9 protein-coding genes are annotated in these 15615 nt (G+C 57.3%); 6 read left to right on the top strand and 3 right to left on the bottom strand.

Annotation, left to right across the window (positions count from 1 at the left end):
- Window positions 1-34: 34 nt before the first annotated feature.
- Both SH139x_RS28320 and SH139x_RS28315 read right to left on the bottom strand, forming a co-directional pair.
- Complete coding sequence (locus tag SH139x_RS28320) at window positions 35-2248, bottom strand: DUF1549 domain-containing protein (protein WP_488353074.1); 2214 nt, start codon at window positions 2246-2248, stop codon at window positions 35-37.
- 35 nt (window positions 2249-2283) lie between these two features.
- Window positions 2284-3180 (bottom strand): hypothetical protein, encoded by an 897-nt coding sequence (locus SH139x_RS28315; protein ID WP_488353073.1) that lies wholly within the window; start codon window positions 3178-3180, stop codon window positions 2284-2286.
- 142 nt (window positions 3181-3322) lie between these two features.
- On the opposite strand from SH139x_RS28315, the gene SH139x_RS28310 reads away from it, so the two are divergent.
- The 6 genes from SH139x_RS28310 (at window position 3323) to SH139x_RS28285 (ending at window position 11724) form a co-directional block, all read left to right on the top strand.
- Window positions 3323-3949: an RNA polymerase sigma factor gene (locus SH139x_RS28310; RefSeq protein ID WP_488353072.1), complete on the top strand. Its 627-nt coding sequence runs from the start codon at window positions 3323-3325 to the stop codon at window positions 3947-3949.
- Window positions 3950-4075: 126 nt separating this feature from the next.
- Window positions 4076-7015, top strand: a complete 2940-nt coding sequence (locus SH139x_RS28305) for a serine/threonine protein kinase (RefSeq protein ID WP_488353071.1) — start codon at window positions 4076-4078, stop codon at window positions 7013-7015.
- Between the two features lie 217 nt (window positions 7016-7232).
- Window positions 7233-8447 (top strand): TolC family protein, encoded by a 1215-nt coding sequence (locus SH139x_RS28300; protein ID WP_488353070.1) that lies wholly within the window; start codon window positions 7233-7235, stop codon window positions 8445-8447.
- Window positions 8448-8598: 151 nt separating this feature from the next.
- Window positions 8599-9189 (top strand): RNA polymerase sigma factor, encoded by a 591-nt coding sequence (locus tag SH139x_RS28295; protein WP_488353069.1) that lies wholly within the window; start codon window positions 8599-8601, stop codon window positions 9187-9189.
- Window positions 9190-9292: 103 nt separating this feature from the next.
- The gene (locus SH139x_RS28290; RefSeq protein WP_488353068.1) at window positions 9293-11461 is read left to right on the top strand and encodes a protein kinase domain-containing protein; all 2169 of its coding nucleotides are present in this window, start codon (window positions 9293-9295) and stop codon (window positions 11459-11461) included.
- A 23-nt stretch (window positions 11462-11484) separates the two neighbouring features.
- A complete protein-coding gene (locus SH139x_RS28285; RefSeq protein WP_488353067.1) occupies window positions 11485-11724 on the top strand; it encodes a hypothetical protein in 240 nt (79 codons plus the stop codon).
- A 15-nt stretch (window positions 11725-11739) separates the two neighbouring features.
- Here the strand turns inward: SH139x_RS28285 and SH139x_RS28280 are convergent, their stop codons facing one another.
- Window positions 11740-15615 (bottom strand): hydantoinase B/oxoprolinase family protein, encoded by a 3876-nt coding sequence (locus tag SH139x_RS28280; RefSeq protein WP_488353066.1) that lies wholly within the window; start codon window positions 15613-15615, stop codon window positions 11740-11742.

The raw sequence follows: 15615 nt of genomic DNA, 5'->3' as shown, positions 1-15615 counted from the left end.
GTTTCAGATTCGCACCGCGTCGGATTGGCATTACTCACCAGTTAAAACGAAATTGAGGGCTGGTTAATAGACTCCAAACTAGATCCTCAAGCACCTCTTGAGGATCATCCGCGGCCGTAATCTCCTGACACCAAAACGTGGTTTCCAGCTCGGTCGCGGGACGCGAAAAACAGCGCAAGTAAATTCGCTGGATCACATCCTCCGCGTCCTCAACCGCGTCTCGGCTCCAGCTTCGCAGGCGGCTATCTGCGTGCGTGATGCGATCGTTGATCAGCGGTCCAGTAATCTCCGCCAGCCGACCGGCTAAGCTATCGGCGACATCAAGCTCGCAAACAACGTCGGCCGTGCAAGTGGTGTCGGCTCCCGCCCGCGCGGGAGCTGTGGCCAAGGTCACGCGTTCCAGGAATCTAACAGGTTGCTGTTCGCTAACTGCTTTCGTGACTTGGTGCACTCCCGTCACGTCTCCCACCGAATCTAATAACACCGCTACCGGTAATTGCTTCTCCGTTCGCCAACCATAAGCTTGTTGCATCAACGCATCACGATTGCTGACCGTGGCTTCCGGCAACTCCGCGGATGCGGTTTGTATCTTCGCTGGCTTTGCTGCTCGTTGATAGGTTTTGCTGGTAACAATTTGGCGAATCAACCAGCGGGGATTTTCGTGCTGCTCGATCCAAGCCTCCGTCAATTCCTTTAATAGTTCTGGATGTGTGGCCGGGTTGGTGATGCGATGATCGTCGACCGGATCGACCAAACCGACTCCCATCAATTGTCGCCAAACTCGGTTGCACCAATTCGCCGCGACGGAACGTCGGCCCGCGCCGCGAATCCAACTTGCCAATTGCGGCCGCGGATCGACCTTCGCCGAGATCAGTTTTCCGGCAGGCAAGCGAGGAATTGCCGGTTCCCCCGTAGCGGGATGGATGTTGCTGGAGCCTGTTTGCCACTGCACGCGATCACCGCGGCGAATTCCAGCGAACAGAGCGGCAATTCCGTGATAGTCGTCCTGGGTCCACTGATCTAACGGATGGTCATGACAATTCGCACAACGAATCCGAGAACCAAGCATCAATTCTGAAAAAGCTTCGGTCTGGCTGCGGGCATCGTTGGCAAGCAAATAGAACGAAGCCGCTGGTTGTTCGGAGACACTGCCATCACCCTCCACCAGCGTGGCCATGAGTTCGGGCAATGATGTTTGAGCCGCCAGCTGCTCGCGGAGGAAACTGCGAAAGTTGACGGCGACACGATCATTCTGTCCCGCTTTAATCAGCGTTTCCGTTCGCAAGGAATTGGACAACCAATAGGTCCAATACTCAAGACTTTTTGGGCTTTCCAACAAGCGATCGACCAATGCCTCGTAGCGTTCCGCAAACGTCTCTTCGGAACCTTGCAAAAATGCGAGCGATTCTTCCGGCGTTGGTAGACGTCCGCAAAGATCGAGCATCAACCGCCGCAACAATACGTGGGGCGCGGCACGCTCGACTGGTTGCAATCCCAGCAAATCGAGCCTCCGCCGCGTCCAGTGATCTATTAAATTTTCATCCGCGGGAGTGCTCGCTGCGGACGCGAGGGGAGTTGAAACAGTTGGCGCGATCACCTCACAAGCAACGACATGATTCCGCACGCGAACGATGATCAAATGCCTGCCTGGTCGCAGCACCCGGAATTGGCCCGGCCCGACAATATCGACGGCAGCCGGATCGTGCGGAGTCAACAACGCGTATTCAGTAGAGTCTTGTTTAGAATCATCGTCAAAGCGACCCGCCACCAAAAGTTGATGAGTTTGTTGGGAAGTCTCAGGATCAGTGGTCAGAGCCGGGATGACCAGTTTCCGCGGCGTCACCTCGATACCCACTAAACGCGGTTCGCTCGCCGGTTGTCGCTGGGCTCCGGCAGCAATCCAGTCTCTTAGTTTGGCGAAATCGGAACCGTCAGGATCCAGTCGTTGGCCACCGCCATGTTCCATCAACTCCCCAGCTTTTCGCAGTAGCAGGCTAGCCTCGGGATGAGCCGGATTGACGCGGCGGCCTTGCAGTTCACGAGCGACGCTCACCCAATCTTGCTGCGGGTTTTGGCCATAGAGTGACAGCCGGAACCCACCACGGCCAATCGCCGCACCATGGCAGGCACCGGTGTTGCAGCCCGCCTTGGTTAGCAATGGCAGGATCTCATTATCAAACGTCACTTGGGCAAGCAACGCTGGTTGCCAGTTGCACCAAACTAGCAGCGAAATCAGGACGATCTTCATTGATCGGATTCCAGCAACAATGAACCAGTTGGCGATCAAGGTTGCTCAACCTCGGCCCAGCGACGGAGGTGTGTCTGTGCCTGATCGGAACCGTAAATCTTATGCACTCGGCTGGCGATTTCTTTCAGGCGGGCTCGCGCCGCGGAATGGTCTTTGAGAATCTCATCAATCTGTTTCGCCAATTTGTCAACATCCGCATCCGATGTCTCTTTGCGAATCAGCCTCCTTAGCAAAGGTTCGACCTGATCAAACCCCGGGGGGCGCTGGTCCTGGGTCGCCGGTTGATCGCCGCGGCGACGCATGGCCCCCCCTGCACCGTTGGCTTTTGCCAACAGCGCGTCGACCGTTGGTGGTTCCCCGCCGACTAGATCGCAAATGGCTTTTAAGGTTTTTGGTAATTCGACTGGCAAACTGGGATCGATCAAGGCTTGGTTGAATTTAACTTCTCCTTCGCTGGCCACGAGAATCGTCAGCGTCACGTTGCGATTAAGCCCAAAGCTACCTGGTCCCTCAACCCCGTCCGGTGAAACACCCAAATGGACATTCTTAGGCAAGGCGTGTTTGGCCCGCTGCAATTGGGCCGTCAAAGCGGTGGTATCGGCTCCCAGGAAAACGACGGCTGTTTTCAAACCAGCTTTTCTCCGCGAGGCGGCGTAATCGCCCAGCGTGCGAGTAAAGGCAATCGAGGGGCGGGTAAACTGATGCACAAAAATGACCAACTGATGGGGAGCCTCTGGCTCCGCCGCGGTCGCATCCAGCAATTTGCTGGGATCCTCATCGAGTACCAATTGGATCGGCAATTCGGGCAAAGGTTCACCGACTTGCGGGCCAGAAAAAACGGGGTCATCTCCTCGGCAAAGCGTCGGCAGCAAGCCGCTACCCATGACGAGCACGGCGGCTAACAGCAAACCATGCTGGCTGAATTTTTGCATTTCACGTTATCCTGGGGGATTGGTTTCGTTTAGTTTAATATAAATGTTCGCGCGGTTGTTTCCCTACAGCATACTGCGAACCGGTTGTTAGCGGTTTTGGCGCTAGCCACCGTTCGTTGAATTCGCAAATTTGAGTCAAAAAATGTCGGAATTCGCGTCGCTCGCTGAACCGGAACCCTCCACCTCGCTATCGTTGCTAGCTGGCGCGAGGCAGGGCGACGCGGTGGCTTGGGAGCGGATTGTGCGGCTGTATGGTCCGTTGGTTTACACTTGGGCCCGGCGTCGTGGGCGACAACCGGCGGATGCGGCCGACATTGTTCAGGAGGTGCTGATTGACGCGGCCAAGGGGTTAAATCATTTTGCCAGCGGACCAAGTAGCACCTTTCGCGGTTGGTTGTGGACAATCACCCGTCGGCGACTGGTCGACCAAACGCGGCTCTGGTCACAACAGCCCGAGATTCAATCGTCCCAGCAGCTCGACCAGGTGAATCTGACCAGCTTGTCCGAAGCTGTTCTGCAGCCCGATGCCGAACCTCCGACCGATGCGAATTCTGACCGACGTTCCATCTTAGCCGCCGCGATTGCCGGGCTCCATCGGCGTTTCTCCCCCGAAACGTTGACCGCATTCCGTCGCACGGTGCTCGACGGCCAGGATCCAGCCGACGTGGCTGCCGAACTGGGTGTCTCCCGCTGGACCGTATACAAGGCGCGATCGCGGGTGCTGCAGCGCTTGCGGACGGAGCTGGACGGGTTGCTCGATCCACCATAAAAAAATTTCCGTGCTGTCCAATGTTCACGATGAGCTTACGGACGGGGAAGCAGAAACTTTTGGCCGGGCGAGGTCAACTGCTGTTCGGACAGGCTCATACCTAAGGAACGGACAACGATGATCGTGATGCAAAAATCCGTAACCACCTGCCCCGCACAAGCGGAGTGGGATCGCTTTGCCAGTGGGAACGTTGCCGTCGGGGAAGCGGACCAATTGGCAGAGCATTTGGAGTCGTGTCAGCCGTGTCAGCAACGACTCGAATCGGCAACCCCAGTCGATGACTGGTTGATTCGCGAGCTGCGACCGGCCAGTGACACGCCAGCGGCTTGCGAAACCAGCGAACCCGAATGTTTGGAAGCAATGTTGCACGTGGTCCGTCACTGTGAATTGCCGGCTACTTGGGCGACGGGCGAACAGGTGGGACCTTATCAGTTGCTGCGGCCGCTCGGTGTCGGTGGAATGGGCACCGTTTACCTGGCCCGTCACACCCGTTTGCAACGCGAAGTCGCCATCAAGCTGTTGCCGCGGATGCATGGTAGATCGCCCTCCACGTTGCAACGTTTTGATCGCGAGATGACGGCGGTGGCGGCTTTGGAGCACCCGCATATCGTGCGCGCCACGGATGCCGGCGAAGCGAATGGTTGGCACTATCTTGTCATGGAGTATCTTGATGGCATGGACCTCAGCCGACTCTCGCGTCGTCTTGGGCGGTTGCGCACCGCCGATGCCTGTCAGCTGGTTTTGGACGCGGCGGCAGGCCTCGCACAATTGCATCAGCTCGGCTGGGTCCATCGCGACGTGAAACCATCCAACCTCATGTTGACGCGCGAGGGGCGAACGAAACTTGTCGACCTCGGGTTGGTGCTCAGCGATGAAACGGTGCTCGCGCAACAGCATCGCCTGACCACCGTCGGGCATTTAATGGGAACCGTTGCCTATATGGCTCCCGAGCAACTGATCGATAGCGCGGCGGTCGATGCGCGGGCTGACATCTACGCCTTGGCAGCCACTCTGTATCGTTTGCTAACTGCCGTTGATCCACATCCCGGCGGAGCGAATTTGCCCGCCACGATTCTTGCAAAAACTACCGACCCTGCCCGCCCGATTCGTTCGATATTGCCGGAACTTCCCGCTCCCCTAGCTGAATTGATCGACGAGTCGCTGGCCAGCTCTCGCGACGCGCGTCCCGATTCCATGCAAGCCTTTGCCGACCGCTTGCGTGCGCATGTTAACGGAGCCGAAACGCGAAAACTCATTCGCGTTGCGCTGCGGATGGAAGTTGCGGATGAAGCCGAAGCGAACTCCCAGGCAGTAGCGTTTCCATCAGCAAAACCCGCATCGTCACCAATCACTCAGGGTGAACCCAAAAAACCAACAGGTCCGCCCCATCGCTGGCTGCTGGTCGGTTTGCTGCCGGCGTTTTTGATGGCGCTGGGGATTGTTGTCGTGATCCAAACCGATCGCGGCCAGTTAACGATTTCCTCGCCAGTCGATGATTTGGCTATCAACATTAAACGCCAAGATCAATTTGTTGATCGCTTGGTGCTTCGCGGCGGTGAAAATCAAACCACGCTCCGCAGCGGTACCTATGTGATCGAGTTGGACACGGAGGTCGATGGCTGGGAGCTCTCCGATGATCGCGTTTTGTTAACGCGGGGCAGTGCAGAGGCAATTACCATCGAACGCAGTTCAGCCTCCAGCGTTGCGAATCGAGCGGTTGCAGGTTTACCCAGCTATCAAGGCAAACAATTCTCGCAGTGGTTGAACCTTTTGCAGACGGAGCGAGAGGTGGCCACCATTGAAGATTCCATAAGTGCCCTGCATATTTTGGCCGATACGCCGCAGCAAGAAATGGAGGCTGCCAGCGCGCTCTTGAAAACAGCCCGCTTGTATGGAGGCATGATCGCGGGCAGTGGCGGCCCTTCGGCTGACTTTATGAACTTTTTTCCAGAGGAGTTTCTAGCTTTCTTGCCTGAACCGGGTCTAGCCGCAATGACTCAAGAATTGGCGGCTGGAAATCGACAAAGCACCCAGGCGATCGTCTGGATACTCAGCAACTATCTCAACGACGTTCGCACAGACGATCTTCGACATCCACAGATATCTTTCACGACATGGCAGAAATCTTCCAAAAATCGCTCGCAACTTGTCAAGTTGTACGAAGCGTCAGTAACCGCGGTGGAGACGTTGGGTGGCTTTGAACCCTTACACCAGCAACTGCAACACCAACAATTGCAACAAATCGATAAGATTAAGCCTAGCTACTACGGCGGGGGCACAGTTGCAGCAGTATCAGAAAATGTGGGCCTAGGACTCGCGGTCACCATTCGCGCCAAATTGTTTTTCGCACTTGATCGTCCAATCACCAGCGACCCACCGCTGGCCGCATACCTGTTGAAATTGGGACAGCGACGAAATCGCTACTTGGAGGAAGCCAAACCTGTCAACGGAAGCATCGGCGTGTTGTCCAAGACACAAGTTTTGCAGCTGGCAACCAGCTATCCCGATGAGCCTCTCGATTACGTGATTGCCGAAGCGATGTTTTTGCCGGACAGCAACGCCGATGGCGTGCCGACGCTCAGTAACCAACCATTCAAAGAAATCTTAGCCGCCCGCGCTAAAGTTGCTCCCCAAAAGATCGCGGATGTGGCAATGCGGATCATTAAACATCAAATGCACGGCACCAACTCGGGGCCACCTGGATTTGCCGGTGCCAGCGGCATGGGCGGTGGCATGAGCGGTGGCTATTCGGGCGGCGGAATGGGGGGCATGGGCGGCGATCCCTACAATATAATCGGCGCACGCCTACTCGTTAACGAACAGGCCTTTTTAACCCTGTTGGATTTTACGCAAGCGGAAGGTGTCACATTGAATGAGCGGCAGCAAAGATGGCTGGGTGAGCTGTTGTATTACGTCAGCACATTTGAAGACAGTGAATTGAGAAACCGGTTGAAAACCATGAATATTTTGCCGCGCGGTGATTACGGAGGTCCAGGGAGCGGCGGTGTCGGAGGTCCGGGGAGTGGTGATATTGGATTTCCCGGTGGCGGAGGTCCCGGGAGTTGACCGGGTGGCCGTCGGAAGAATCTCTGCCCGGCGGCGCAATCGTCACAGGCGTTGCAGGCGTGGTGACCCTCGCTCGGGTGTAGAAACCAGCCGTCATGGTTCGATGCTCTAACCGGTGGTGGAAAGGGAGCAAGGGATAGCTCGCTTTTCGCCATTTCGATCGCATGGGTATCAGGGAAGATACCGTGCCGTTTAAGCTCGACCCGCGACTGTTTGCATGAAGCCAACTTGCGTCCTCATAATCGGCATTGCCCTGGCGACTTTGCCTAGTCGTCAAAGCCGAGCGGACGACGTGGGCTTGCGACCGCCCGCGAACGGGACAATCAGTCATTTAGCGGCTGTAGAGTTCCTCGCACCGGCCGCTGAGATAGCATTCGGCAGCTCGGCGACGATTCCCTGGACCTCCGAGCAAGCATCCGAGTGGGCCTATCGCAATTCGCCGACTGCGGCTCTTGTAGAAATGGAGCGGCGGGCAGTAGCGAAATTACTCGACTGCGACGATGAGCAGCAGCGGGCGATGGCGGGGCTGATCCAAGCGGTGTCAGCCGAGCTGGCCCTCCATCGGCGGCATGAGTCGGCTGCCAACGCGCTCACCGCGTACTATCAGATTGTTGCCGCCCGAGAGCAAATCGAGCTGTTGAACGAAACAGCCCCGCTGATCAAGACCCTGCAAGCGCTGGCGAAAACGGCCGAGCAACTCGAACTGGTTGATGGCGACCGCGATGCCCTCGCCGACCAACGTTTACAGCTGGAAGACAAGTGGTTTGAGATTGATTTCGGTGCCCAGCGTCTTAGAAATCAGATCGCCGGGCTGGCGGGTCGTCCGTTTGATGCCACGGAGCGACTGGAGTTTGTCAGCCCGATGCCATTGGATGTATCGCTGCAAGCTGACGAGGCGGCGCTGGTGGAAATCGCCTTGAATAATCGGCATGATCTGAAAGCGACCGAAGCCTTGTGCCGTTGCCTCAATGAAAAGTCGTTGCCGGCAGCCCGCGATCTACTGGGCACCTTAGTTCCCGGGTTGGGACTGGATGCCCTGCTTGGTGTCACCGGTGGTGGTTTACTCAAGCTGCATCATCGTCGCGACAAGGAAGCAGCCGATCTGGCCGAGCGGCGCGCTCAATGCCGCAGACTGGCCGAGAACCAGCGTGATATGATTCGCCGTGAGGTTCGCGACGCGTTGCTGGGATATCAAGCGGCCGAGGCGCGGCTCGATGTTGCAAACCGCCGGGTCGAGGCGCAGCGAAACGTCGCCGATCGCACGCGTCGCGGACAGGAGCTGGAGCAACTGCCACCAGGCTCGGAGGAACAGGCCAATCTGGAAACATTGCGTCTGAAAACGCTCCTGCTGCACCGGCAATTGGCGTACGCCGAGGCGTTGGTGCAAATCCAACGTGTGACCGGCCGACTCGACCTGATCAATTCTCCGTAGTCTTCAGCCTCGCGGGCGATTAAACTTTAACACTATTCGATAGTGCCTGGCATGTGAGCGGCAAGCCGCTGGTCTCTCACATGGCTTGCCGCACCTTGTTGGGCAGACTCGATGAATGGTGGAATAGGCAGTGGACTTAACCCGCGAATCAATGCTCGAAGGAGCTGTCGCCGGTGATCATGCCGCCTGGGCGAAACTGGTTAAGTTGTATCGTCCGTTAATTGTCAAGGAACTGACTAAGGTCCTTTATCAATTTGACCCGTCGGCCGCCGACGATATTGTGCAGAACGTGTTCGTGGTGCTGCTCCATCGGATCGCCAGCTTTCAACATCGCGGTCCCGGCTCATTTCGAGCCTTCCTACGCGAGATTTCCCGGCGGCAAGCGTTGGCCTGGATCAATCGCCGCTCTCCCGGTCAACTCCCGAGCAATTTTGATGAAGGCCAGCTTCGCTCGCGGTTGCATGATTGGGCTGACCCCTGGAGCGAGCTGAACCTTGCCTTTGATGCCGAACACGAGCGATATTGGCAGGAAAAAATTCTGCAGGAGGCCCAGCTACGGGCGAATAAGTCAAGCAAGTCGCAAACGAGCTTGGTGATCTATTTGGCTATTAAGCAACAGGGAAAGTCAGTTAGCGATGTCGCTCGAGAACATGGGATCAGTCCTTCGGCCGGTTATCGTTGCTTGCACGCCGCGCAGGAAGCGATCAACCAGATACGTCGCGAGTGGTCGGCGTTTATTTGAAGAAAAATGCTCAATCTCTGAGAATCCGGGCGCAGTGGACACATTTACTTGATCGAGAGAGCGACGCACGTTTGAGCAGCGACATCATTTCACGAGATTTTTCATGCACGCCTGTCCAACGCCCGATCAGCTGGACCAGTTTCGCAGTGGCGCGATCTTGCCCCAAGCTCAGCTTGAGACGATCGCCGAGCATCTCGCTGTTTGTACACCTTGTTCAACGCATTTCCATCGGTCATTCACCTCGCACAGCCAACTCTCCCCTGCGGAACATTCCGCATCGCCGGCCAACGTGCCGGCGTCCGCGACCGACGAGCTGACGGACTGCGAGTTAGAAAACGACTATTGGCCACCACCAAAATTTTTAGACCAGCACCCGCAGTGGGAAATTTTGGAACTGCTGGGGGGCGGCGGCATGGGGGCGGTTTATTTAGCACGGGAACGTGAGGCACCCAGTCGCGTCGTGGCGATCAAAATTTTACGCAGCGGAATCGCCAAGAAGCGCGTGCTTCTTGAACGGTTTCGCCGCGAGATTGAGATCATGAAGACCGTGGGAGAGCACGCCAATTTAGTCTCCGTCGTCGATTCCCAAGAGCTTGTTGGTGAGCCCCTGCTGGTTACCGAATATGTGGAGGGGCGCTCCTTGGCAGAAGTGTTGCGAGGGTCCGAGTCGGGACGCATTGAATGGCAGCAGGCAGTCGATCTGATTCTGCAAGTACTGCTAGGTTTGGACTTTGTTTGGCGAGAACACCATTTGGTTCATCGCGATATTAAGCCCAGCAATTTGATGCTGACGCCGACTGGAATCGTCAAGATCCTGGACTTTGGCTTGGCGAAGTTACGTGAAGTCAATCAAATCGATTCTTTGACGGTATCCGCGGTCTCGGCGGGGACCCCGGCGTACTGTTCTCCAGAGCAAGATGACGATTTCAAACATGCCGGCTTTCAAGCAGACCTCTACAGCGTGGGTTGCACATTATATGAGATGATTTCCGGCTCCAAGGTGTTTGGTACGGAAACGGGTCACATCACACCCCTCGCGGTCCGGATGGCGCATCATCAGCAAACACCACGTCGCTTAAGCAAACTCGTTGCAGGTCTGCCGAAGGAACTCGATCGCCATATCCTTCGTTTGTTAGAAAAGCAACCGGAGCGACGTTTCGGTTCCTACCGCGAAGTTATCCAAGCGCTCTCACCCTACGCCTCCTCGACTGGCCTACGTCGGGTGAGGCAATGTAGTCCCTCATATCTTGAATCAACGGCGAAGGTCTACCGAGGCCGGGGCAGCCAACTTCTCCAGCCACTGTTTCAGGCCTTTCGCCGACCCTATCGCGCGGCTACATGGGGCTTCGGCGTGGTGACAATCTTAATGGTTTGCAGTTGGTTCTTGTTGCTTCCAGCTAGCGGCCAGCTGCGAATAGTTGTTGATTCTCCGGATGTGATTGTCGTGGTTAATGGAGAAGAGCTTGATGGCCAAGCGGTTAAAGTGGAACCGCGTGGTGAGGTATTTGAGTTGACGCTTAAACTTCCAGCCGGGGTGAGTGAAATCGAAGTCCGCCAGGGAATGCAGGATTGGCAAACACAACGGGTAAGAATTACCAGCAAAGCGGTGACTCAGATTCGTTTCCAATTTGGCCGACCGGATGAACCAGCCGCCGTCATCGCGGACAGTGTTAAGGGTTTGAGCCCCGCGGCCAATTCCGAGCAGGCGAGGATGGCTCGGCTGCTGAGACACAGCGGACGCTGGGCCATCGAAGAGGACGTGCTATGTCATTATGATGGAGATGGTGAACAATGGCTCGTCTTCGGCGATCCCAGCTGGACCGACTATGATTACACCTTCGAGGCTCGGCACCTTGGTTTCCCCAGCGGCTTTTCGGCACTTTTCCGCAGCCCACAAGATGACAATGTGATGCTGTTCAGCTTCGGCTGGATCGACCTCTACACCGCTCAGATTCGCAAACGTGTGGGTGACGACTTTTTCGTTCAGATGCCCCCGCCGGATGGCCCGTATTTCAAGCGATTGAATTGGAAGGTTCAGGCCGACCAGTGGTATTCCGTTAAGGTAACAGTCCGCGGTCAACGGGCCGATTGCTACGTCGATGACGTTTTGATTTTTACTGTCACGCGGGTTCCTTATGATCAAGGTCGCGTGGGGATCCGCATGTGGAGAGAGTGGTCAGGGAAGTCCGAATTTAGAAATTTCAAAGTGGTTGAGCCAGCTGGCAAAGTGATATGGAGTGGTCTACCCGTTTTGCCCGAAGCGGCATTCTAAGCACCCCATCACAAGCCATTAAGATGGCTGGGAAGCATCATCAGCCGCCTGGCGCCAGCCTGCGGTTCCCACAGCGCGACATGACACCGGGAACCGCACGTTGGGAGCATCATCAGCCGCCTGGCGCCAGCCTGCGGTTCCCACAACGCGACATGACACCGGGAACCGCACGCTGGGAAGCATCATCAGCCGCCTGGCGCCAGCCTGCGGTTCCCACAGCGCGACATGACACCGGGAACGGCACGCTGGCGAGAGGCGGCTGATGGGGACCGAAAGCATTACTCGGGCGAGCCTGCTCCGCCGCCCCCTGGGGTTTCGATGCGGAGCCGATCGCCTGGCTGTAAGTCAATCGTCGCCGTCGCGGGCAACTCCACCAACGGTTGATGCGGTCTGATCAGCAAATTGCGACCGCAGGCACCAGGCTGACCGGAATCGATTCCATAAGGTCCGGGATTCTGCCGGCGGCTGGTCAACAGGGAGGCGGTCAAAGGTGCCAACGCTTCTAATTCGCGAATCACGCCATCGCCACCCACGTGCTGTCCCCCACCGCCACTGCCCCGCCGGATAGCGAATTCCCATAATCGCAACGGGTATCGCGACTCCAAGATTTCGGGATCGGTGATGCGAGTGTTGGTCATGTGCGTGTGCACCGCGTCGGCGCCCGCTTGCAGAGAGGTGGCTCCGCTGCCGCCGCAGATTGTTTCGTAGTAGCCAAATGAAGCGTCGCCGATCAGCAGATTGTTCATCGTCCCTTGGCTGGCTGCGGCCACTCCCAGCGCGCCTAGCAAACAATCGACAATCCGCTGGCTGGTCTCCACATTGCCAGCGACGACGGCCGGGCAGTTTTGGAAGGGAAGTTGGCAAGGGGGATTGAGCAGACCGCTGGGGATTCTCAGGTCGAGTCGACGCAGGGTACCTTCGGAAAGTGGCAGGGGACGCTTGGAAAGGCAACGCAAAACATACAACACAGCAGCCGAGACGATCGCCGGCGTGGCGTTCCAGCCATGCTGATGGGCCGGGGAGGTGCCAGCAAAGTCGACGATCAATTTGCCTTGCTCGACTTGCAACCGTACCTCAATCTTAGCATCGTCCAACAAACAGTCGGAAAAGTGGCGAGGCTCGTTCCCCATTTCGGCGATCAGCTCATCGAGCGTGTCGGCCGAGAGGGCTAGCAGTTGTTGCATCCAGTCGTCGAGTTGAGTTACGCCGTAGCGGTCGGCCAGCGCGCGTATATCTTCCGCTCCTTGCCTGCCGGCAGCAACTTGCGCGGCAATATCGGCCATGTTTTCATGAGGTGCTCGCGAAGGATATGGACCGCTACGAAGCAGCGTTTCCAATTCGGCTTCACGCGCCACACCAGCTTGATGCAGCGGAAAATTGTGAATCACAATTCCTTCCTCACCCAACGTGCGTGCGATCGGTGGCATCGAACCAGGGGTTAAGCCACCAATCTCAGCGTGATGCGCGCGACTGGCGACAAAGAAATCGGCGGAACCACGCTCCGATGTAACAAACACCGGCGTGACAACCGTGACGTCGGGTAAGTGAGATCCGCCTGAGTAGGGATTATTAGAAACATAGCAATCACCTCGATCCATTGTGGGATAGGCGGCCATGATACTCCGCACCGTGTGTCCCATCGCGCCGAGGTGAACTGGTACATGCATCGCACCGGCAACTAGGGTCCCATCGCGGCGAAAGACGGCGCAGGAATAATCCAATCGTTCCTTCACATTGACGCTGACCGCGGTCCTTCGCAACGCCTCGCCCATCTGCTCGGCGATCCCCTCCAACCGCCGCGCGGCGATTTCTAACAAAACTGGCTGTTGGTCCGTCGCGATCGATTTGACCGTCGGTTGTTGTTGTTCTAATACAGGATGCTTTGCGTCCTGATCGCGTCGCACAATGATCGTACCCTGGTCGCAGACCACGGCCTGCCAGTCACGTTGCACGACCAGGGTGCTGGTTGCGCTGGCAATCAACGCGGGGCCCGCAATTAAATCGCCCGGCTGTAATTGTTCACGTGAAAAACGCTCGGCGTCCTGCCGTTCGCCGCGAGCGTAAAGTGGATGCACATCGCTGCTCTGCCGCAGCTTGGGCGATGCCGGCAGGCTGATGGGGATCGCTTCCGTGGACTGAATCTCAGCGTCGACACGCAACGTCACCAATTCGACTGGACGCTCGGTTCGTTGGTAGCCAAATAAGTGTTGATGGAGACTGGCAAAGCGTGCGGGGAGTGTCTTGGTGGGTTGTAGTTCCAACTGCAACGCAGCTTCGGTGCCCAAGTAGCGAAGCTCGGCGGTGGAACGAATTTGACGGTTCGCCGAGCTGGCGGCGAGGTCAAGCTGCTCTTCGGCGGCGAGCTGTTCTGAGGTTTCCGCGATCAGCTCAGATTCCCAGCTGTTTAACTGGTTCGCATCGAGCGAGTCGAGCGGTAGGTAGATACCGCGGGAGGCAAAGCGGCCGAGGGGAGCGAGTCCCATCCCCAACGCGCTGAGCATGCTCGCATCGGGATGGTCGATCAGGCAAGCGATATCTAATGCCTCGGCCACTGCGCAGGCGTGTTGTCCCGCGGCGCCGCCAAAGCTGACCAAGGCCATCTTACTGGGGTCCGAACCGGCGGCGGTGGTGACGGTGCGGACCGCTTCGGCCATGTGATTCACGGCGATTTGCCAATAACCTTCGGCCAGTGCCGTGGGAGAGGCAAACGATACTCCGTGTGAACTTAAGTGTTCACGCAGCGTCTCCAACCGCTGGTGCACAGCTTGATGGTCTAAGGGAAAAGGAAAATGCTGTTCGACGATGCGGCCAAGGATAAGATTCAAGTCCGTCACTGCCAAAGGTCCGCCGCGACCGTAACAGGCTGGCCCAGGATCCGCACCGGCGCTTTCCGGGCCAACGAGCAAGCGGCCGGCAAAACTGTGGCAAACTGAACCTCCACCGGCTGCCACGGTGTGGATTGCCATCATCGGGGTCATCACTCGCACGCCCGCTTTGCGGGCTTCGAATTGACGCACGATCTGACCTTCATAACGACTGACATCGGTGCTGGTTCCACCCATATCAAAACCGATCACACCATCCACCAAGTGCTCGATTTTTTGCACCGAATCGCCGATGGCGGCCAGCGCCACCACGCCCCCGGCTGGGCCCGAGAGCACGCAATCACGCCCGCGAAATGTTTGCCCGCCTACCAATTGCCCGCCGCTGGTCATTAAACGCAGACGCGACGTTTGGGGTCCGCCGAATTGTTGCCAAACGCGTTCGATATAAGTGGCTAAAATTGGATTGAGGTAGGCGTCGAGAGTGGTCGTTTCGGCGCGGGTCAGCAGTTTAATCAGGGGAGCGACTTGGCTCGACAAACTGATTTCCTGAAAGCCGACTTGGCGGGCCAATTCGGCGACCTGTTGCTCATGCTGGTCGTTGCGAAAAGCGTGCAGCAGGCAGATTGCTAGCGAGGCCACGCCGTCGCTTCGCAAAGCTTCCAGATCGGCTTTAAGCTTTGCCAGATCGAGTGGTATCAAAACGGAACCATCGCCCGCCAAACGTTCCTGGACTTCGACCACGCGCTCGGTCAGCGGCGGTGGTTTGCAGATGTCCAAAGTGAACAGATCGGGGCGTTCCTGCGAGCCGATTCGCAGCAAATCACGAAAGCCTTTCGTGACCAACAAACCCACATCAGCGCCGTTGCGAGTCAGCAGCGCATTGGTGCCGCGAGTGGTGCCCAGGCGCACGTCACAGGCGGGCAACGGGCGAGCACCGGCGCCGCGACTGCCACCCAGTTGTAAAGCCAATCGCACAGCCAACACGGGTGCTTCCCAAGGGCTGTGCAGTTCGACCACCGTGCCGGCCGCAGGGAGTCTCGCCAAGGGCTCATCGAGCGTGATCGCGCCGGTGTCTGATGCAAAGGCGACAATGGATCGTCGGGCTAGCTGGTGCCCAGTTTCATCGAGCACCAATAACTGAGAACCAACCCAGAAATCGTTACCGTCGCCGCGGCGGCTGGGCAGCAGCAATCGCTCGGCAGTGGACCCGGCAGCGACTGATGCTTTCGTAATGCCGCTGCTGAGGACTTTCCGCCGCAGGCGATTACCCGCGGCGGTGACGACGAAGCAATCGGTGAACGTGCCACCGACATCAATCCATGCTTTCAA

This window comes from Kothea flammea (genome assembly GCF_052161645.1).
Taxonomy (GTDB): Bacteria; Planctomycetota; Planctomycetia; order Pirellulales; family Pirellulaceae; genus Laterigemmans.
This window is presented reverse-complemented; position numbering and strand designations above follow the sequence as displayed.

Coding starts and splice junctions, on each gene's coding strand:
- SH139x_RS28315 (WP_488353073.1), bottom strand. CDS start 3,180: ATGCAAAAATTCAGCCAGCATGGTTTGCTGTTAGCCGCCGTGCTCGTC.
- SH139x_RS28320 (WP_488353074.1), bottom strand. CDS start 2,248: ATGAAGATCGTCCTGATTTCGCTGCTAGTTTGGTGCAACTGGCAACCA.
- SH139x_RS28295 (WP_488353069.1), top strand. CDS start 8,599: ATGCTCGAAGGAGCTGTCGCCGGTGATCATGCCGCCTGGGCGAAACTG.
- SH139x_RS28300 (WP_488353070.1), top strand. CDS start 7,233: ATGAAGCCAACTTGCGTCCTCATAATCGGCATTGCCCTGGCGACTTTG.
- SH139x_RS28290 (WP_488353068.1), top strand. CDS start 9,293: ATGCACGCCTGTCCAACGCCCGATCAGCTGGACCAGTTTCGCAGTGGC.
- SH139x_RS28310 (WP_488353072.1), top strand. CDS start 3,323: ATGTCGGAATTCGCGTCGCTCGCTGAACCGGAACCCTCCACCTCGCTA.
- SH139x_RS28285 (WP_488353067.1), top strand. CDS start 11,485: ATGGCTGGGAAGCATCATCAGCCGCCTGGCGCCAGCCTGCGGTTCCCA.
- SH139x_RS28305 (WP_488353071.1), top strand. CDS start 4,076: ATGCAAAAATCCGTAACCACCTGCCCCGCACAAGCGGAGTGGGATCGC.